This is a genomic window from Micromonospora sp. NPDC004336, from assembly GCF_053602615.1.
In genome coordinates, this window is record NZ_JBSGDY010000137.1 from 1 (window position 1) to 17,851 (window position 17,851).

A 17,851-nucleotide genomic window follows, 5' to 3' on the forward strand; every position below is an offset into this window, starting at 1 on the left:
CCGATCGACGAATCGCACAGCAGGACAGCATCGTCGGTCAGGCGGTGAGTCAGACCAGACCGGGTGACCCCACCTACATCCTCACTGTCAGGCGGGCTGCGGGGCGTCCTCGTCGGCGAGCACGACCTCCCACGCCTCCACGTCCCGCTCGGTGACCGTCGTCGGCGACTCCAGGTGGTACGCGCCGCTGGGCAGGACGCCGGCGCCGCCGTGGCGCGCCAGCACGGCGAGCTGGGCCGCGACGTCCTCGCCCTGGTGCTTCTCCTGCACGCGCCGCCAGAAGTCGAACCCGCCGGAGTCGAGGAGCTTCGCCCGGTCGTAGAGCACGCAGCCGCCGACCCAGGACACCTTGTACGCCCGCCACGCGCCCGGCGGCAGGTCCAGCTTCCGCGTGACGTGCAGCAGGTTCGCCGCCGGATGGATCGACGCCCGGTCCCACTCCGGGGTGCCCGGACGGATCCGCTCCGGCGTGGGCCGGCCGGTCCACTCCTCGTAGTGCCGGTGCGTCTCCGGCCGGACGTCGTCGGCGTACGACAGCCCGTGCACGGCATTGCCGACGAAGCCGCAGCCCAGCTCCTCGATGGCGGTGACCAGCCGACGCAGGGTGCCCGGCTCCAGCCAGACGTCGTCGTCGAGGCAGAGCACGTACCGGGCGGCGGAGGCGGCCAGCAGGTAGGCCCGGTGCTCGGCCAGCCCGCGCCGGGGCAGCCGGCGGGTCAGCAGCACCGGGTGCCCCCGGTGGCGCAGCGCCCGGACCATGGTGGCCGCCGCCGGGTGCCGGTACGCGGCGTCGCCGTCGGACTGGTCGCTGACCACCACCCCGAAGCCGGGCACGCCCTCCTGGGCGGCCAGCCCCGACAGCGTGACCGCCAACTCGGCCGGGCGGTTGCGGGTCGGGACCAGCACGTCGAGCAGCCGCTCGGCGCGGAACCGCTCGGCCGTGCCGAGTTCCAGCGGGCGGCTCACGACGGCTTGCCGGTCAGCGGGGAGTCACCCGGGACCTCCTGGCCGTGCGACCGGATCCGGTCGATGATCGCCGAGGTGGACCGGTCCGGCACGTAGCCGAGGGTGCGGACCTGCCCGCCGAGCCGGCGCACCAGCGGCGCCTCCGGGACCATCTCCGGCGGGTAGTCGCCGCCCTTGACGTAGACGTCGGGGCGGACGATCTCGATCAGGCCGGCCGGGGAGTCCTCCTCGAAGACCACCACGTGGTCGACGCAGGCCAGTGCGGCGAGCAGGGCGATCCGGTCCTCGACCGGGTTCACCGGCCGGTCCGGGCCCTTGAGGCGGCGTACGCTGCCGTCGGAGTTGACCGCCACCACCAGCAGGTCGCCGAGCGCCCGCGCCTGCTCCAGGTAGCGCACGTGGCCGCGGTGCAGCACGTCGAAGCAGCCGTTGGTGAAGACGACCGAGCGGCCCGCCCGGCGGTGCTCCGCCACGATCGCGGCCAACTCGCCGGCGCCCACCAGCGCCCGGTCGCCGGCCCCGCCGGCCGGCACGTCGAGCGCGGCGAGCAGGTCCTCCCGGCGGCACACGCAGGTGCCGGTGTCCGAGACGGTGATGGTCGCGGCGAGCTGGGCCAGCTGGGCGGCGGTCGGCAGCGGCGCGTCGGCGGCCAGCGCCAGCGTCATCGCCGCCAGGTACGCGTCCCCCGCCCCGACGGCGTGGCTGGCCGGCACGGGGGTGCTGTGGCTGCGCCGGGGCTCGCCGTCGGCCCCGCCGACCACCGCCCCGTCGGTGTCCAGGGTCACCGCCACCACGTCCGCGCCGGTGTGCGCGCGCAGCTCGGCGAGGCGGGACTCGGCCAGCACCGCCCGGTCGACGCCCTCGCCGGCCGTGGCGTTCACGGTGACGCCGGTGCCGGTCACGGTTGTCCCGTCCCCGGTCATCGCCACCCGGCCCTCGCCGGGCGTCGGCTCGCCTGTCGGTCCGACGCCGGCACCGACCGGGCTCGCCCCACGGGCGACCGGTCCCGCGTCGCCGGCGACCGGACCCGGGGAGCCGGCGGTCAGGCCCGGGCCGCCGGCGGTGAGGTCCGGGCGGTCGCCGGTCAGGCCCGGGGTGCCGGCGGTGAGGTCCGGGCGGTCGCCGGTCAGGGCCGGGGCGTCGGCGGTCACGTTCGGGCGGTCGCCGGTCAGGACGTCGAGGTCGCGGACGCCGTGCGGCGCGCCGAGACCGCCCGGGGCCGCGCCCACGGTGAGTTCGGAGGGGCCGTCGGCCGGGTCGCCGTCGGGATGGTCCAGGTGCAGTTCGGCGCCGTGCGCCGGCCGGGTGCCGGCGGCCCGGGCCAGCAGCCGGGTCGCCTCGGCGAAGCTCGGGGTCACCACGGTCGGGGCGAGGCCGCGCCAGTCGGCCAGGTCGTGGGCGTCCAGCGCCACCGTCGCGTACCGCTCCCGCTGGGCGACCAGCCAGGCGCGCACCGGCGCGGGCAGGGCGCCCAGGCCGTAGTCGCAGACCACCAGGGTGGGCGCCTCGCCCCCGGCGGCGGCCCGCAGCTCCTCGGTGGCGCAGTCCAGCGCGGTCAGCAGCCGGGCCACCCCGTCGTCGTCGAGCGCGTCGTCGGGGTCGCCGGAGTCCTCCCGGAGCAGGATCTGGTTGCCGGCCAGCATGCGCCGCTTCACCGGCGTCGGACGGCCGGGCTGGTTGACCGTACGGTCCCAGACGCCGGCCCGGTCCAGGCAGTCGTGCAACTCGTCCCCGGCCACGTCGGCGCCGACGGGCGCCACCAGCACCGCCCGGCCGCCGAGCGCGGCGACGTTCACGGCGGTGTTCGCCGCCCCGCCGGCCGCGGAGATCCGCCGACGCAGGGTGAGGACGGGGGCGGGCGCCTCCCGGCAGAGCCGGTCCGACTCGGCGAACCGCCAGTCGTCGAGCATGGCGTCGCCGATGACCAGGACGGGTCGCCCCAGCCAGCTCTCCACCACCGTGGCGAGCCGGCGCTGTTCCGCTGCTGCTCCTGCCATGCCCTTCGGGGTCCCCCGAGGCACCGGGGTCAAACCTGAGGGGCCTCCGGCGGAGGGTTTCGGGCACCGGGCCCCGGGAACGGACGCACCGTACCCCCGGAGAGGAGAGGACACCGACATGGCAGCGACGACACTTCAGGGCAGGCGGATCGCGTTCCTGGCCGCCGACGGCGTCGAGGAGGTCGAGTACGTCCAGCCCCGCGAGGCGGTGGAGCAGGCCGGCGCCACGGTCGAGCTGGTCTCGCTCAGGCCCGGCACGATCCAGTCGTTCAACCACCTGGACCAGTCCAAGACGTACGACGTCGACGTGACGGCGGCCGACGCGGACGCCGGCGGCTACGACGCGCTGGTGCTGCCCGGTGGGGTGGCGAACCCGGACTTCCTGCGGGCCGATCCGGACGCGGTGCGCTTCGTCAGGGCGTTCTTCGACGCCGGCAAGCCGGTCGGGGTGATCTGCCACGGCCCGTGGACGCTGATCGAGGCCGACGTGGTGCGCGGCCGGCGGATGACGTCCTGGCCGAGCCTGCGCACCGACCTGACCAACGCCGGCGCGACCTGGGTCGACGAGCAGGTCGTCACGGACAACGGCCTGGTCAGCAGCCGAAAGCCCGACGATCTGCCGGCCTTCTGCGCGAAGATCGTCGAGGAGTTCGCCGAGGGGCAGCACCCGACCCGGTGACTTCTCGTCGTCCGGGAGGCCGCCCCTGGGCCGGTCTCCCGGACGACGCGGGCCGACGATCCGCCGGCCGGCGCATGTTTCGGGTGGACGGGGAAAGGACCTGGGATGACCACGGAAGCCCCGGCGCTCAACGGGCGGCAGATCCGGCTGCTGATGTTCGGCCTGATGACGGGAATGCTGCTGGCCGCGCTCGACCAGACGATCGTGGGCACCGCCCTGCCGACGATCGTCGGCGAGCTGGGCGGGATCAACCACTACTCGTGGGTGGTGACCGCGTACCTGCTCGCCTCCACCGCCTCCACGCCGCTCTACGGCAAGATGGCCGACCTGTACGGGCGCCGCCCGGTGTTCCTCTTCTCGATCGGCACGTTCCTGCTGGGGTCGCTGCTGGCCGGCCTGTCGCAGGACATGACCCAGCTCATCGTCACCCGCGGGATCCAGGGTCTCGGCGCCGGTGGCCTGATGACGCTGGCGTTCACCATCATCTCGGACGTGGTGTCGCCCCGGGAGCGCGGCCGCTACCAGGGGCTGTTCGGCGCGGTCTTCGGCCTCTCCTCGGTCGCCGGCCCGCTGGTCGGCGGCTACTTCGCCGAGACCGACTGGCGGTGGATCTTCTACGTCAACGTGCCGCTGGGGATCCTGGCGATCCTGGTCTGCTCCCGGGTGCTGCGGCTGATCCCGTTCACCCGGCGCGACCACGCGATCGACTGGCTCGGCGCGGCACTGCTGGTCGCCGGGGTGAGCTGCCTGCTGCTGGCGCTGAGCTGGGGCGGCAACGAGTACGCCTGGGGCTCCGGCGTGATCGTCGGCCTCTTCGTCGCGGGCGCGGTGCTCGGCGTGCTCTTCGTGCTCCAGGAGACCCGGGTGGCCGAGCCGATCCTGCCGTTGCGGCTGTTCCGCAGCGCCACCTTCGCGCTGGCGAACTCGGCCGGCTTCGTGCTCGGCCTGGTGATGTTCGGCTCGATCATCTTCATCCCGCTCTACCTGCAGATCGTCAAGGGCGCCTCGCCGACCCGCAGCGGCCTGCTGATGCTGCCGATGATGGCCGGCATCATCGTCACGTCGGTGCTCACCGGCCGGGCGATGAGCCGGATCGGGCGGTACAAGTGGTTCCCGGTGGCCGGCGCGGCGGTGCTGCTGGTCGGCATGCTGCTGTTCACCCGGCTGGAGGTCGGCACCTCGCTCTGGGTGGCCTTCGGCTTCATGGTGGTGATCGGCGTCGGGCTGGGCCTGTGCATGCAGTCGCTGATCCTGGCCGTGCAGAACGCCGTCTCGATGCGGGACCTGGGCGCCGGCACCTCGGCCGCGACGTTCTTCCGCTCGCTGGGCGGGTCGTTCGGCGTCGCCATCCTCGGCGCGGTGCTGTCGTCGCGGCTCACCTCCGAGCTGGCCGGGCGGCTGCCCGGGGCGGTCGCGCAGCTGCCGCCGGAGCAGCGGGCCGCGGTGGCGGCGAGCGGCGGGGCGGACGTCTCGGTCAACGACCCGGCGACCATCCTGGCGCTGCCCGCCCCGGTCCGCGCGGCCGTCCAGGCGGCCTTCGTCGAGTCGCTGCACCTGGTCTTCCTGACCACCGGGCTGATCGCGATCGTGGCGGTGCTGGTCACCCTCGCGCTGCCGAACGAGAAGCTGCGCGGCGCGGGCTCGGGCGGCGCGACCGGCGGCACGGACGGCCTCGGCGGCGAGGCCCCCGCCCCCGGCGGCAAGCCGCTGGCCGAGGAGTCGAAGGGCGAGGCCGCCGCCGAGATGGAGGCGAAGAGCCAGACGATGCTCTGATCCGCCCGCGCGGCCGGGCGGCGTGCCGCCCGGCCGTGAGGATCGGCCGGGGCGCCGTCTACCCGAGGGCCAGCGCCGGCTACCTGAGGATCAGCGCCGCCTATCTGAGGATCAGCGCCGGCTACTTGAGGATCAGCCGGTTGGTCTGCTCGAAGACGTCGAGGTCGGCGAGGGTCTCCGGGACGCTCGCGGAGAGCGGGGCCGGGAACTGCTCCCGGTGGAAGAAGGCGGCGTCGACGGTCTCGTCGGTGGCCCGGGCCAGCACGCCGTCCCACTCCTCGACCCGGAAGGCGGTCGTGAAGATCTGGTAGGTGTGGCCGTACATGTTGGTGTGGGTGCGGTCCGGGCCGGTGTAGAGGGCGAACGCGCTGACCCGCAGCGCGCGCAGGCCGGTCTCCTCGCGCACCTCGCGGACCGCGCAGTCGGCGATCGACTCGCCCAGTTCCATCGCCCCGGCGGGCAGGGCCCACTGGTGGTTGTCGGAGCGCTGGATCAGCAGGACGCGACCGGCGTTGTCGCGGACCACGGCGCGGGCGCCGACGAACATCAGCGTCCGGTCACCGGCCAGGGCGCGCAGCTGCCCCACGTACGAATCGGCCCAGGAGATGCTCACCCGGACAATTTACGGGGCCGGCCGGGGGCGGACGGAGTTTCCAGGGTTCCCAAGGTGTGACCGCCGACACTAACTTCTTACCCATGCGTAGCACGATGATGGACGCCCCCCTCCAGGTCGCGCGGATCCTCACCCACGGCTCGACCGTGCACGGCACGGCCGAGGTGGTCACGTGGACCGGCGGTGAGCCGCGCCGGATGACGTACGCCGAGGTGGGCCGGACGGCCGCCCGGCTGGCCCACGCGCTGCGCGACGAGTGCGGCGTCACCGGCGACGAACGGGTCGCCACCTTCATGTGGAACAACACCGAGCACCTCGTGGCCTACTTCGCGGTGCCGAGCATGGGCGCCGTGCTGCACACCCTCAACATCCGGCTCTTCCCGGACCAGCTCGCCTACATCGCCAACCACGCCGAGGACCGGGTGGTGCTCGTCGACTCGACGCTGATCCCGCTGCTCGCCCGGGTGCTCGGCGAGCTGACGACCGTGCGGCACGTGGTCGTGGTCGGCGGCGGTGACCCGGCCCCGCTGCTGGCGGCGGCCGGCGACCGGATCGCCGTACACCACTGGGACGCGCTGCTGGCCGACCGGCCGGAGGTCTACGACTGGCCGGAGGTGGACGAGCGCGACGCCGCCGCCCTCTGCTACACCTCCGGGACCACCGGTCACCCCAAGGGGGTGGCCTACTCGCACCGTTCGATCTATCTGCACTCGCTCCAGATCTGCATGCCGGAGTCGTTCGGCATCGGGCCGACCGACCGCGAGCTGGCCATCGTGCCGATGTTCCACGCGATGTCCTGGGGCCTGCCCTACGCGGCCTTCGTCTCCGGCGCGTCGCTGATCATGCCGGACCGGTTCCTCCAGGCCGCGCCGATCGCCGAGATGATCGCCGCCGAGCGGCCCACGCTGGCCGGCGCGGTGCCGACCATCTGGAACGACCTGCTGGCTCACCTGGACGGCCACGACGTGGACACCTCATCGCTGCGGGAGGTGATCGTCGGCGGGTCGGCCTGCCCGCCGGCGCTCATGCACGCGTTCGGCGAGCGGCACGGCATCGACGTCGTGCACGCGTGGGGGATGACCGAGACGTCACCGCTGGGCTCGGTGGCCCGCCCGCCGGCCGGGGCGAGCGGCGACGACGCCTGGCGCTACCGCTACACGCAGGGGCGGGTGCCGGCCGGGGTCGAGGCCCGGATCGTCGGCCCGCTGGGCGAGGCGCTGCCGGCCGACGGGACGTCCGTCGGGGAGCTGGAGGTGCGCGGGCCCTGGGTGACCGCCCGGTACGTCGGCGACGACGCCCCGGACGAGGAGAAGTTCCGCGACGGCTGGCTGCGCACCGGCGACGTCGGCACCCTCTCACCGGACGGCTACATCACCCTGACCGACCGCTCGAAGGACGTCATCAAGTCCGGCGGCGAGTGGATCTCCTCGGTCGAGCTGGAGAACGCCCTGATGGCCCACCCGGCGGTGCTGGAGGCCTGCGTGGTCGGGGTGCCCGACGAGCGCTGGGGTGAGCGGCCGCTGGCCACCGTGGTCCTCCGCGAGGGGGAGCGGGCCGCGCCGGAGGAGCTGCGGCAGTTCCTGGCCGGGTCGGTGGCCGGCTGGCAGCTGCCGGAGCGCTGGGCCGTCATCGAGGCGGTGCCGAAGACCAGCGTCGGCAAGTTCGACAAGAAGGTGGTGCGCGCGAGGTACGCCGAGGGTGAACTGGATGTACGGGAGCTGACGGCCCCGTAACGTTTTCAGGCGCACCGTCGCCTGTTGGGGTAGGGACACACTCCTGAGACTCCCTCCCCAGGGGCGGCCCCGGCGTTCGCACCGCGCCGGGGCCGCCCGCTCCTTTGCGGGGCGACCCGCACAGTCATTGTTGCGAAAGTTGTTCGCCTCTGTCCCGGCGACGGCGAAATTCGCCCAGCTCAGGGGCGTTCCGGGCGGTCGACCCGCCGGGCCGGGACCGTCACCCGTCCCCGCCGGCGGTGAGCAGCACCTTCCCGACCACCGAGTTCTCCACGGCCTGGTGCGCCGCGGCGGCCGCCGAGAGCGGGTGGTGGTGCAGCGGCAGCCCCGCCTCCTCGCCCACCCCGATGCCGCCCTGGGCGGCGGCGGCGGACACGTCCACCACCGCCTGGGCCTTAGCCGCCTTCGGCTCGGTGTAGACGAGCACGAACTGCCAGCGCGCGTTCGGCGCCATCAGCGGCCGGACCGGCAGCGTCACCTCCGCCCCGCCGTCGTCGGCGTACACGCAGACCGCGCCGCCGCGCCGGAGCAACTGCACGTCGACGGCGGCGTTGCGCGCCGGGGAGACCTCGACGATCGTGTGCACCCCGTCGGGCGCGATCTTGCGGACCTCCTCGACGACGTCCTGCTCCCGGTAGTTGATGACGAAGGATGCCCCGGCCGCCGCCGCGAGCTGCGCCTTCTCCGCACTGCTGACCGTGGCGACCACGCAGGCGTCCGCCCACCGGGCGAGCTGCACGGCCGCGTTGCCCACCGCGCCCGCCCCGCCCTGCACGAGCACCGTGTGGTCGCTCAGCGCCCCGGCGTGCAGCCGGTCCGGCGTGTACTCCCCGGCGGTCAGGCACCGGTGCGCGGTGAGGAAGGGGATGCCCAGGCAGGCCCCCAGGTCGAAGGAGGCGTCGCCGAGGGGCACCGCCTGCCGGACCGGCACCACCGTGTACTCGGCGGCGGTGCCCCACGGGCGCTGCCAGGCGGCCTCCCACAACCACACCCGCTCGCCGATCAGGTCCCGGTCGACGCCCTCGCCGACCGCCTCGATCACCCCCGCGCCGTCCTGCCCCGGCGTCTGCCAGCCGTCCGGCAGCGGCCCGTGCCGGCGCGACTTCCAGTCCGTCGGGTTCACCCCGGAGACCGCCACCCGCACCAGCACCTCGCCGGGGCCGGGCTCCGGCACCGGCCGGTCGACCAGTCGCAGCACCGAGGCGTCGCCGGTGCGCTCGTACACGATCGCCTTCATCCCCGTCTCCTCACCCGGCGGCCCCGGCTCGGGACGCCGTCGGCTGCCGTACCCGGCGGATCCGGGCTCATGCCGGCTTCGGCGGGGCCGGAAACCGTACGACCGGGCAGGTGGGGGGAGGGAGCGGGCAGGCGGGGCGGGCGTTCCGGCGACCGGGACGGGCCGTCGCCGCCCCGGGCCGCCACCGCTTCGGCCGGGCGACTAGCCGAGCCGGTCCACGGTCCCGGGGGTCAGCTCGCCCACCGACCCCAGCACCACCGCCGCGAGCCGTTCGGCGTCCGGGTCCAGCGGGTACGCCCCGTGCGGCACCGCCACCACCGTCATCCCCGCCGCGGCCGCCGACCGGACGCCGTTGGACGAGTCTTCCACGGCGACGCAGCGCACCGGATCGACGCCGAGCCGGGCGGCGACCGCCAGGTAGACGTCCGGCGCCGGCTTGCCCCGCTCGGTCTCCTCGGTCGACAGCGTCGCGCCGAACACGTCGGACAGGCCCGTCGCGGCCAGCGCCGCCGCGATCAGCCGGGTCGGCGACGAACTGGCCAGCCCCAGCGGCCACCGCCCGGCCAGCCGACGCACGACCTCGTCGGCCCCGTCGATCAGCGGTACGCGCGCCGCGTACCGCCGGGTCATCTCCTCGACCACCTCGGCGGCGACCTGCTCGGCGGTGCGGTCGACGCCCAGCTCGCCGCTGAGGTAGCGGGCCCACTCGCCGGTGCTCATGCCCATCAGCCGGCGCTGGGTGTCGGGCTGCCAGGTCCCACCGTGCGCCGCCACGTACGCCCGCCGGACCTCCTCCCAGACCGGCTCGGAGTCCACGATCACGCCGTCCAGGTCGAAGATCACCGCATCCGCCACGACCCCATCCTGCCCCACCGGCCGGCGGCGCGGGCGGGGGCGACCGGGTCAGCGTTGCAGCGCGGGCAGGCCGATCGGGTTGCCGTCAGGGATGAGCGCGTGGGCGGCGCGGGCGATCGGCTCCAGCAGCTCCCGCAGCCGGTCGGTGCGCTCCCGGCCCAGCGTCCGCCACGGCCGGGCGGCGGCGTCGTCGGTGGCGTCCTCGATCGCCTGGAACCGGGCCCTGCCCCGCTCCGTCGCCTCGCCGTCGGCGGTCAGCCAGCCCCGCTCCGTCAGCCGGGCGCGGGCGGCGGCCCACTGCTCGTCGGCCCACCCCCGGCCCAGCAGGTTCAGCGGGGACATGCCGAGCGCGACCCGCCAGGCCAGCGTCTCCACCGGGTCGAGATCCGCCGCGACCAGCGCCGCGACGTGCCCGTCGCCGCGGTGCTCCCGCAGCGTCGTGGCGGCCTGCCAGAGCCGTGCCAGCGGGTATTCGCCGCGCGGCAGGGCGGCGTTGGCGGCGCCGAGCACCCGCCCGGCGGGCTCCACCTCGGCGGACGCCGCCTCCAGCAGCTCGGCCGCCTCGACCAGGTGCGACTCGGGCAGCTCGTAGGTCAGCTCGGCCAGCGCCTGCACCGCGCCGGTGAGCCGGGCGCGCAGCGCCTCCTGCGGGGTGGCGAGCCGCCAGACGGCCGGCAGCGCCCGCGCCACGGTGTGCGGGGCGAAGTTGAAGAACGCGGCGACCACCGGGGCGGCGTCGACGGGCCCGAGCGGCGCCGCCCGGCCGGCGAAGTAGCCGCGCCAGAAACCGCGCAGCCCGGCCGCCTCGTAGGCGGTCCGGGCCCGGGGATGGAAGTAGGTGACCGCGTGGACCGGCTCGAAGTGGGTCCACATCACCCGGGCGGTCCGCCCCGCGTCGTCCAGCGCCGTCACGTGCACCTCCGCGTCCGGTCCGGTTGTCACCCCGGCCGGCCGGACCGCCCGGGGTGACGCCGAACCTACTGCCGGTGGGTGAAGGGCTGGAAGCCCTCTGTGGGCTACTGCATCGCCGGCACGCGACAACCCGGGCGAACCGGGCCGCCCGGCCGGGTCACTGGGCCGCGAGCACGTCCACGACGAAGCGCAGCGGGCCGGCGGGACGGCCGCCGGGAGGATTCTTGCCGTACGCCAGCTCGGTCGGGATGTCGAGCTGCACGCGGCTGCCGACGGTGACCCCGACCAGACCCTGGTCCCAGCCCGGGATGACCCGGCCGACGCCGATCGGGAAGGAGGCCGGCTCGTTGCGGCTCCACGAGGAGTCGAACTCCTTGCCGTCGGCGTAGAACACGCCGACGTAGTTCGTGGTGATCGTCTGGCCCTTCTGCACGGCCGGCCCGGTGCCCTTGATCAGCGGGGTGACGACGAGCTTCTTCAGCTCACCCTTACCGGCGGTGACCGTCGGCTTGCTGCCCAGCGCCGGGTCCGCGCCCGCCGGGAGCTGCGGGGCGCCGGGCGTCTCGGCACCCGGCGCGGTGGCGGACGCCGACGGGGTGCCGGCGACCTGGTCCTTGTCGTCGCTGTTGCGCCCGATCGTCACGAAGACGGTGATCAGCACCGCGACCACGGCGACGCCCGCGAGCCCGCCGGCCCATGCCTGCCGGCGACGCTTCGCCTCGGCGGCCTTCTGCGCCGCCAACTGGGCGGCCAGCCGCCGCTCCGACTTCTGGGCTCGGTTCTGCGTACGCTCGCTCACGGCGTCGACTCCCTGCTGCGAAGGTGGTGGCCGGCATCGGAGTGCCGGGGGAAAGCCGACGCACACGGTACCCGCCCGGACGCCGACCGTGCCGCCTCGGCACCACCCTCGCCACACCTGCCCCATCGGCCACGCGTGCAACGCCGGCGGGGCGGACCAGGGCCGACCCGCCGGCGTGCTCGCCGCGCCCCACCGCGAAGCGGCGGGCGGCGCGGGGCGGGTCAGCCGGCCAGGTGCCGGGCCAGGGACTGCCGCAGGTGGTGCTTCGGCCGCGCCCCGACGATCGAGCCGACGACCTCGCCGCGCCGGAAGACCAGCAGGGTGGGCAGGGACAGCACCTGGTAGGCGCGCGTGGCGTCCGGATTCGCGTCCGTGTCGATGGTGGCGAAGCGCATCCGCCCCGCGAACTCGCCGGCCAGCTCGGCGAGGCTGCGGGAGATCGCCCGGCACGGCGGGCACCAGTCCGCCCAGAAGTCGACCACCACCGGCCGGTCGGCGGCCAGCACCACGGCGGCGAAGGTGTCGTCGGTGACGGCGGTCAGCGCGCCGCCCGGCGCAGTTTCGAGCATGTTTCCTCCCGGTGGGCGATGGCGTGGGCGAGCTGGTCCCGCAGCTCCTGCCGGACCGTGTTGAGCCGGTCGATGCCCGCGTCCACCTCGGCCAGCTTGCGCCGCAGCACCGCCACCGAGTCCGGGCAGACGTGGCCGGCGGCGTTGCCGGCCCGGAGGCAGGCGACGAACGGGCGGATGTCGTCGAGCCCGAAGCCCACCGCGAGCAGGGCCCGGATCTCGCGTACGACGTGCAGCTCCGCCTCGTCGTAGACGCGGTAGCCGTTGGCCGAGCGGGCCGCGCGGACCAGGCCGTGCGTCTCGTAGTAGCGCAGGGCCCGGGTGCTCGTGCCGGCGCGTTCCGCCAGCTCACCGATCAGCATCCGACCTCCCTCGTCCGACCCGACCGACGCTAGACCTTGCCACCGGCGTCAAGGCAACATCGGCCGCGAGGAAGAGGCCCCTGCCGACACACGGAGGTGCGGTCGGCCGGCGGGTCGGGTCAGGCGGTCTTGCGGGCGGCCTTCTTCGGGGCGGCCTTCTTCGCCGCGGGCTTCTTCTCGCCCTCGGCCTTCTTCGGCGCGGCCTTCTTCGCGGCGGTCTTCTTCGGGGCGGTCTTCTTCTCGGCGGCCTTCTTCGCCGGGGCCTTGGCCGCCTTCTTCTCGGCCGCCTTCTTCTGCGCCGACCGGGCCGCCGAGATCGGGGTCGGCTCGCCGCCACCGCCGGCCGGCGCCTCGCCACGGGCGGCCTTGGCCCGCTCCACGGACGCCTTCAGCGCCGCCATCAGGTCCACCGCCGCCGCCGGGGCCTCCTCGACCTCCTCCGGCTGGACCACCTCGCGGCCCTCCACCTTGGCGTCGATGACCTCCTGGAGGGCCGCCCGGTAGTCGTCGGTGAAGGCGTCCGGCTCGAACTCGCCGGCCATCGAGTCGATCAGCGAGCTGGCCATGGCCAGCTCCGGCGGGCGGACCTTCAGGTCCTCGTCGAGGAAACCGAAGTCGGGCTTCCGGATCTCGTCGGGCCAGAGCATCGTGTTGAGCAGCAGCACACCCTCGCGTACCCGCAGCGTGGCGAGCTGCTCACGCTGGCGCAGCGCCACCTTGACGATCGCCACCCGCTCCGAGTCGGCGAGCGCGTCGCGCAGCAGCACGTACGGCTTCGTGGCGGTGCCCTCGGGCTCCAGGAAGTAGGCCTTGTTGTAGAGGATCGGGTCGACCTGCTCGGCGGGGACGAACTCCAGCACGTCGATCGCGTGCGAGGTGCTCAGCGGGAGGTCGGCGAAGTCCTCGTCGGTGAGGATCACCATCTCGCCGCCGCCGATGTCGTAGCCCTTGGCGATGTCGTCGTAGGTGACCTCCTCGCCGCAGACCTGGCAGGTGCGCTTGTAGCGGATCCGGCCGCCGTCCTCCCGGTGCACCTGGTGGAAGCGGATGTCCTTCTCCTCGGTGGCCGAGTAGACCCGCACGCCGATGGAGACCAGCCCGAACGAGACCGCCCCCTTCCAGATGGCCCGCATCCCCGTGCTCCTCTCGCCGGTACTGCCCAGGATCCCAAAAGATCGAAGGCCACGCGAGGGCTTCCGTGCGCAAGTACAGTCGGGAGGTGCCCGGCGCGCCGCTCAAGCCGATGCTCGCGATGACCGGGCAGCTCCCGGCGGGTGCCGGCTGGGCGTACGAGTTCAAGTGGGACGGCGTCCGCGCGCTCGCCGACATCTCCGCCGGCCGGCAGCACCTCTACGCCCGCTCCGGCGTCGAGATCACCGCCGCGTACCCCGAGCTGGCGACCCTGCACGAGCAGGTGGGCGACGCCCTGCTCGACGGCGAGGTGGTGCTGATCGGCGAGAGCGGCCAGCCCTCGTTCACCGCGCTGGCCGAGCGGATGCACGTCCGCGACCGGAACAAGGCCGCCCGGCTCGCGGCGGTCGTCCCGGTGACGTACATGATCTTCGACCTGCTCCGGCTCGACGGCGAGGACCTGACCGGCTGGTCGTACGCCCGCCGGCGGGAGGCCCTCGACGGCCTGGCGCTCGGCGGCGCCCGGTGGGCGGTGTCGCCGGTCTTCCCCGACGGCCTGGCCACCTACGAGGCGGCCGGCGAGCACGGCCTGGAGGGGGTGATGGCCAAGCGCGTCGGGTCGGTCTACCGGCCCGGGGTGCGCTCGCCGGACTGGGTGAAGGTCAAGCTGGAGGTGACCGGCGACTTCGTGGTCGGCGGCTGGCGGCCCGGGGCGCGCAGGATCGGCGGCCTGCTGGTGGGGGTGCCGGGCCCGGACGGGCGGCTCGTCTACCGGGGGCGGGTCGGCGGCGGCATCGGCGCGGCCATCGAGCGGCAACTGCTGCGCGAGCTGGAGCCGCTGCGCACCGGCGCGTCGCCGTTCGCCGCCGGCGTGCCGCGCGAGGATGCGCGGGGCGCGATCTGGGTAGAACCGAGGGTCGTGGTGGAGGTGAAGTACGGCCAGCGCACCCCGGACGGACGGCTGCGGTTCCCCCGGGTGCTCCGGCTGCGGCCGGACAAGCCCGCCGAGGAGGTAGACGATGCCGGCTGACCGGTTCCGGGTCGAGGTCGAGGGGCGCTCGCTGGAGGTCTCCAACCTGGACAAGGTGCTCTATCCCGACGCCGGGTTCACCAAGGGCGAGGTGATCGACTACTACACCCGCGTCTCGCCGGTGCTCCTGCCGCACCTGCGCGGCCGGGCGCTGACCCGGATCCGCTTCCCCAACGGCGTCACCGGCGGCTCGTTCTTCGAGAAGAACGCTCCGGCCGCCACCCCCGGCTGGGTACGCACCGAGACGCTGCCCGCGCCGGGGTCGAGCAAGGGCCGGGAGACCATCGACTACGTGGTCGCCGACGACCTGCCCACCCTGGTCTGGCTGGCCAACCTCGCCGCGCTGGAGCTGCACACGCCGCAGTGGAAGATCGGCGAGCACCCGGACATGATGGTCGTCGACCTGGACCCGGGGCCGCCGGCCGCGCTGCGCCAGTGCTGCCAGGTGGCGCTGCTGATGCGGGACCGGCTCGCCGACGACGGCATCTCCTCGTATCCGAAGACCTCGGGCAAGAAGGGCATGCAGCTCTGCTGCCCGATCGCCGGCACGCAGTCCGCCGACCTCGTCTCCGACTACGCGAAGCGGATCGCGCAGGAGCTGGAGCGGGCGCACCCGAAGCTGGTCGTGTCGAAGATGGCGAAGAACCTGCGGCCGGGGAAGGTCTTCATCGACTGGAGCCAGAACAACGCGGCCAAGACGACGGTGTCGCCGTACTCGCTGCGGGCCCAGTCGGTGCCGTCGGTCTCCACCCCGCTGACCTGGGACGAGGTCGAGGCGGGCGCGGCCGGGAAGCGCCCCTCGTCGAAGCCGTACACGGCCGCCGAGGTGCTGACCCGGGTGGAGAAGCAGGGCGACCTGCTGGCCCCCCTGCTGGACGGCGGCCCGAAGCTCCCCGCCCGCTGAACCGGATCTTGGACAGCTGCCGTTCGTGCCCGACGGCAACTGTCCAAGATCTGCGGTGGGGTGGGTCGGTAGGGTGGGCGCAGCCTGCGGAGGAGCGCGACGATGAACATGACCGAGGCCCTCGTTCGGGAGTCGCCGGCCGGTGACCGGGCGGCGGAGGTGGACCGCCCGCTGCTGACGTACCTCGACGAGGCGACCGGCGAACGGGTCGAGCTGACCGCCACGGAGCTGGGCGGCTGGGCGGCGCGGGCCGCCGGGCTGCTGCGCGAGGGCTGCGGGCTGGGCGTCGGCGACCGGGCGGCGGTGCTGCTCCCGGCCCACTGGCAGACCGCCGCCGTGCTGCTGGGCGCCTGGTCGGCCGGGGTGGCGGTGTCGTTCCGCCCCCGCGCCACGGCCGGCCTGCCGCAGGTCGCGCCGGGCGACGACGAGCCGTTCGACGCCCTCTTCGTCAGCGCGAAGCGGCTCGACGACTGGCTGGAGGACGTGCCCGAGGCACGGCACCGCTACGTCCTCGGGCTGGGCGACACCCCGCTGAAGGAGGTGCCCCCGGGCTACCTCGACTGGCTCGCCGAGGTGGGGCGGCACACCGACGCGCTGCCCGCGTCCGCCACCCTGACCAGCGCCGACGCGGCCAGCTCCGACGGCACGAGCTACCGCGAGTGGGGCAGCGTGGCGCTGGCCGTGGCGGACCGGCTCGACCTGCGGGCGGGCGACCGGCTGCTGGTCGACGTCGCCGAACACGAGCAGCCCGTCTACTGGCTGCTGGCGCCGCTGGCCGTCGGCGCGTCGGTGGTGCTCTGCGCCAACCTCGACCCCGCCCGCCTCGACGCCCGGATCGCCGCCGAGCAGATCACCCGGGTCCTCTGACGAGACCGGCTTCCCGTCGGCGGGTCCGGGCGGCGGGCGGCGGTGTCAGCCGAGGTGTCGGGCGAAGAACCGTAGCGTGCTGTCCATTTCGGCGCACAGCGACGCCGAACGTACCACGAGGGGCGCGGCGTGCCCGCGCACGCGTCGTGCCCGGGCGGACCTCGCCCGACGCGGCGTCAACAGCGCTCCCCGACCCCCTGGCGTTACAGGGGATCCGGCTGTTTGCGCAGGTCTGTCGCCGGTGCCGTCGACGTGGTCTCATACCGGGGAGACGACGTCGTCGACCCTGGTCGCGGCAACCCCCGTCGACTCCCGCACCCCATCCTCCTGAAAGGTGCATCGATGCACAGGAGACCCATCTTCCGACTGGCAGTCCTCACCGCCGCCGCCGCGACGGTCCTGGCGTCCGGTGGCGCCTACGGCGCGGTGTCGGCGGCGCCCGTGCCCGTCTCCCCGGGTGTCGCCGAGTGCGAGCCGGACGCCGACGGGCACGGCGGGGCCCGGCTCGCCGAGGGCGCCACCGCCCAGGAACCGGAGCTGTACTCCAAGAACGAGGCGAAAGCCTACGGCGTCATCAAGGACGCCCCGCGCCTGGCCGACGGCAGCGTCACCGTGCCGACGGTCTTCCACATGATCTCCGACCACCCGCTCAGCGCGGCGGAGACGACCAGGTGGAACACCCTGATCGCGGCGCAGATGAAGGTGCTCAACGACTCGTTCGCCGGCCGCACGGCGGCGGACGCCTCCGACACCCCGTTCCGCTTTGACCTGGTCGACACCACCTGGACGGTGAACAGCGACTGGTACACGGTCGTGCCGGGCAAGAACGAGCGGGACATGAAGAAGGCGCTGCACACCGGCGACTCCCGCACCCTCAACGTCTACGCGGCCAACATCGGCGACGGCCTGCTCGGCTGGGCGTACTTCCCGAAGGGCTACAACAACGGGCGCGACTACATCGACGGCGTGGTGATGCTCGACGAGTCGATGCCGGGCGGCACGGCCGGCAAGTACGCCCTCGGCGACACGCTGACGCACGAGGTCGGGCACTGGCTGATGCTGGAGCACACCTTCGCGCACGGCTGCTCCGCCGCCGGCGACTTCGTCGCGGACACCCCGCGCGAGGCGGCGCCGCAGTTCAACTGCCCGGTGGGCGCGGACACCTGCACCGCTCCCGGGCTCGACCCGATCCACAACTTCATGGACTACACGCAGGACTCCTGCATGAACATGTTCACGCCGGGTCAGGCCGACCGGATGAGCGACGCCTGGGTGGCGTTCCGCGCCGGCGGCAACGGCTGACCAGCCGTACCCGAAAGGGGTGGGGGGGGGCCCCCCGGCCCGCCCCGCCCACCCCACCGCATGTGGGGCCCGTTCAAACCCCCCCCCCCCCCCGCCGCCCCCCGCACCTGGGTGATGGACAC

General features: G+C 74.2%; 15 protein-coding genes and 3 pseudogenes. 7 read left to right on the forward strand and 11 right to left on the reverse strand.

Annotated features, from left to right (window positions below; all coding sequences use genetic code 11):
- Positions 1-87: 87 nt before the first annotated feature.
- The 3 genes and pseudogenes from ACWENR_RS23325 to ACWENR_RS23335 form a co-directional block, all read right to left on the reverse strand.
- The gene (locus ACWENR_RS23325; RefSeq protein ID WP_452279100.1) at positions 88-966 is read right to left on the reverse strand and encodes a glycosyltransferase; all 879 of its coding nucleotides are present in this window, start codon (positions 964-966) and stop codon (positions 88-90) included.
- Positions 963-1,856 (reverse strand): annotated as a pseudogene (gene rfaE2 / locus ACWENR_RS23330) (D-glycero-beta-D-manno-heptose 1-phosphate adenylyltransferase); the annotation flags it as partial. The gene ACWENR_RS23325 and the pseudogene rfaE2, both read right to left, overlap by 4 nt.
- A 317-nt stretch (positions 1,857-2,173) precedes the next feature.
- Positions 2,174-2,963, reverse strand: a pseudogene (locus ACWENR_RS23335) (PfkB family carbohydrate kinase); the annotation flags it as partial.
- A gap of 118 nt (positions 2,964-3,081) precedes the next feature.
- Here ACWENR_RS23335 and ACWENR_RS23340 point away from each other — a divergent pair.
- Both ACWENR_RS23340 and ACWENR_RS23345 read left to right on the forward strand, forming a co-directional pair.
- Positions 3,082-3,642 (forward strand): type 1 glutamine amidotransferase domain-containing protein, encoded by a 561-nt coding sequence (locus ACWENR_RS23340; RefSeq protein ID WP_452279101.1) that lies wholly within the window; start codon positions 3,082-3,084, stop codon positions 3,640-3,642.
- A 105-nt stretch (positions 3,643-3,747) separates the two neighbouring features.
- Complete coding sequence (locus tag ACWENR_RS23345; protein ID WP_452279102.1) at positions 3,748-5,415, forward strand: MDR family MFS transporter; 1,668 nt, start codon at positions 3,748-3,750, stop codon at positions 5,413-5,415.
- Positions 5,416-5,536: 121 nt separating this feature from the next.
- Here ACWENR_RS23345 and ACWENR_RS23350 read toward each other — a convergent pair whose 3' ends face one another.
- Entirely contained in the window at positions 5,537-6,028 is a 492-nt protein-coding gene (locus ACWENR_RS23350; RefSeq protein WP_452279103.1) for an NUDIX domain-containing protein, read from the reverse strand.
- An 83-nt stretch (positions 6,029-6,111) separates the two neighbouring features.
- Here ACWENR_RS23350 and ACWENR_RS23355 point away from each other — a divergent pair, with 83 nt between their 5' ends.
- A complete protein-coding gene (locus ACWENR_RS23355; RefSeq protein ID WP_452279104.1) occupies positions 6,112-7,761 on the forward strand; it encodes a fatty acid--CoA ligase in 1,650 nt (549 codons plus the stop codon).
- A 220-nt stretch (positions 7,762-7,981) separates the two neighbouring features.
- Here ACWENR_RS23355 and ACWENR_RS23360 read toward each other — a convergent pair whose 3' ends face one another.
- The 7 genes and pseudogenes from ACWENR_RS23360 to ku form a co-directional block, all read right to left on the reverse strand.
- Positions 7,982-8,998, reverse strand: coding sequence for an NADPH:quinone reductase (locus ACWENR_RS23360; protein ID WP_452279105.1), 1,017 nt, complete (start codon positions 8,996-8,998; stop codon positions 7,982-7,984).
- 201 nt (positions 8,999-9,199) lie between these two features.
- The gene (locus tag ACWENR_RS23365) at positions 9,200-9,853 is read right to left on the reverse strand and encodes an HAD family hydrolase (protein ID WP_452279106.1); all 654 of its coding nucleotides are present in this window, start codon (positions 9,851-9,853) and stop codon (positions 9,200-9,202) included.
- A 48-nt stretch (positions 9,854-9,901) separates the two neighbouring features.
- Positions 9,902-10,726 carry an SCO6745 family protein gene (locus ACWENR_RS23370; protein ID WP_452279113.1) on the reverse strand — a complete coding sequence of 275 codons (825 nt, stop codon included), beginning with the start codon at positions 10,724-10,726 and terminating at the stop codon, positions 9,902-9,904.
- A gap of 196 nt (positions 10,727-10,922) precedes the next feature.
- Positions 10,923-11,601: pseudogene (locus ACWENR_RS23375) on the reverse strand (FKBP-type peptidyl-prolyl cis-trans isomerase).
- Positions 11,602-11,785: 184 nt separating this feature from the next.
- Positions 11,786-12,133 carry a thioredoxin gene (trxA, locus tag ACWENR_RS23380; protein WP_452279107.1) on the reverse strand — a complete coding sequence of 116 codons (348 nt, stop codon included), beginning with the start codon at positions 12,131-12,133 and terminating at the stop codon, positions 11,786-11,788.
- On the reverse strand, positions 12,103-12,495 hold the full coding sequence (locus tag ACWENR_RS23385) for a MerR family transcriptional regulator (RefSeq protein ID WP_452279108.1): 393 nt from the start codon (positions 12,493-12,495) through the stop codon (positions 12,103-12,105). Before ACWENR_RS23385 ends, trxA begins: the two co-directional genes overlap by 31 nt.
- A 119-nt stretch (positions 12,496-12,614) precedes the next feature.
- A complete protein-coding gene (gene ku / locus ACWENR_RS23390; protein WP_452279109.1) occupies positions 12,615-13,628 on the reverse strand; it encodes a non-homologous end joining protein Ku in 1,014 nt (337 codons plus the stop codon).
- A gap of 86 nt (positions 13,629-13,714) precedes the next feature.
- Here ku and ligD (ACWENR_RS23395) point away from each other — a divergent pair, with 86 nt between their 5' ends.
- The 4 genes from ligD (ACWENR_RS23395) to ACWENR_RS23410 all read left to right on the forward strand — a co-directional run bounded on the left by ligD (ACWENR_RS23395) (position 13,715) and on the right by ACWENR_RS23410 (position 17,729).
- Positions 13,715-14,656 (forward strand): non-homologous end-joining DNA ligase, encoded by a 942-nt coding sequence (gene ligD, locus ACWENR_RS23395; RefSeq protein WP_452279114.1) that lies wholly within the window; start codon positions 13,715-13,717, stop codon positions 14,654-14,656.
- Positions 14,646-15,560: a non-homologous end-joining DNA ligase gene (gene ligD, locus ACWENR_RS23400; RefSeq protein WP_452279110.1), complete on the forward strand. Its 915-nt coding sequence runs from the start codon at positions 14,646-14,648 to the stop codon at positions 15,558-15,560. The genes ligD (ACWENR_RS23395) and ligD (ACWENR_RS23400) overlap by 11 nt, the downstream gene beginning before the upstream one ends.
- Positions 15,561-15,662: 102 nt before the next feature.
- Positions 15,663-16,427 carry a TIGR03089 family protein gene (locus ACWENR_RS23405; protein WP_452279111.1) on the forward strand — a complete coding sequence of 255 codons (765 nt, stop codon included), beginning with the start codon at positions 15,663-15,665 and terminating at the stop codon, positions 16,425-16,427.
- 342 nt (positions 16,428-16,769) lie between these two features.
- Complete coding sequence (locus ACWENR_RS23410) at positions 16,770-17,729, forward strand: zinc metalloprotease (RefSeq protein WP_452279112.1); 960 nt, start codon at positions 16,770-16,772, stop codon at positions 17,727-17,729.
- Positions 17,730-17,851 lie beyond the last annotated feature (122 nt).

Coding starts and splice junctions, on each gene's coding strand:
- ACWENR_RS23340 (WP_452279101.1), top strand. CDS start 3,082: ATGGCAGCGACGACACTTCAGGGCAGGCGGATCGCGTTCCTGGCCGCC.
- ACWENR_RS23345 (WP_452279102.1), top strand. CDS start 3,748: ATGACCACGGAAGCCCCGGCGCTCAACGGGCGGCAGATCCGGCTGCTG.
- ACWENR_RS23355 (WP_452279104.1), top strand. CDS start 6,112: ATGCGTAGCACGATGATGGACGCCCCCCTCCAGGTCGCGCGGATCCTC.
- ACWENR_RS23360 (WP_452279105.1), bottom strand. CDS start 8,998: ATGAAGGCGATCGTGTACGAGCGCACCGGCGACGCCTCGGTGCTGCGA.
- ACWENR_RS23370 (WP_452279113.1), bottom strand. CDS start 10,726: ATGTGGACCCACTTCGAGCCGGTCCACGCGGTCACCTACTTCCATCCC.
- trxA (WP_452279107.1), bottom strand. CDS start 12,133: ATGCTCGAAACTGCGCCGGGCGGCGCGCTGACCGCCGTCACCGACGAC.
- ACWENR_RS23385 (WP_452279108.1), bottom strand. CDS start 12,495: ATGCTGATCGGTGAGCTGGCGGAACGCGCCGGCACGAGCACCCGGGCC.
- ku (WP_452279109.1), bottom strand. CDS start 13,628: ATGCGGGCCATCTGGAAGGGGGCGGTCTCGTTCGGGCTGGTCTCCATC.
- ligD (WP_452279110.1), top strand. CDS start 14,646: ATGCCGGCTGACCGGTTCCGGGTCGAGGTCGAGGGGCGCTCGCTGGAG.
- ACWENR_RS23405 (WP_452279111.1), top strand. CDS start 15,663: ATGAACATGACCGAGGCCCTCGTTCGGGAGTCGCCGGCCGGTGACCGG.
- ACWENR_RS23410 (WP_452279112.1), top strand. CDS start 16,770: ATGCACAGGAGACCCATCTTCCGACTGGCAGTCCTCACCGCCGCCGCC.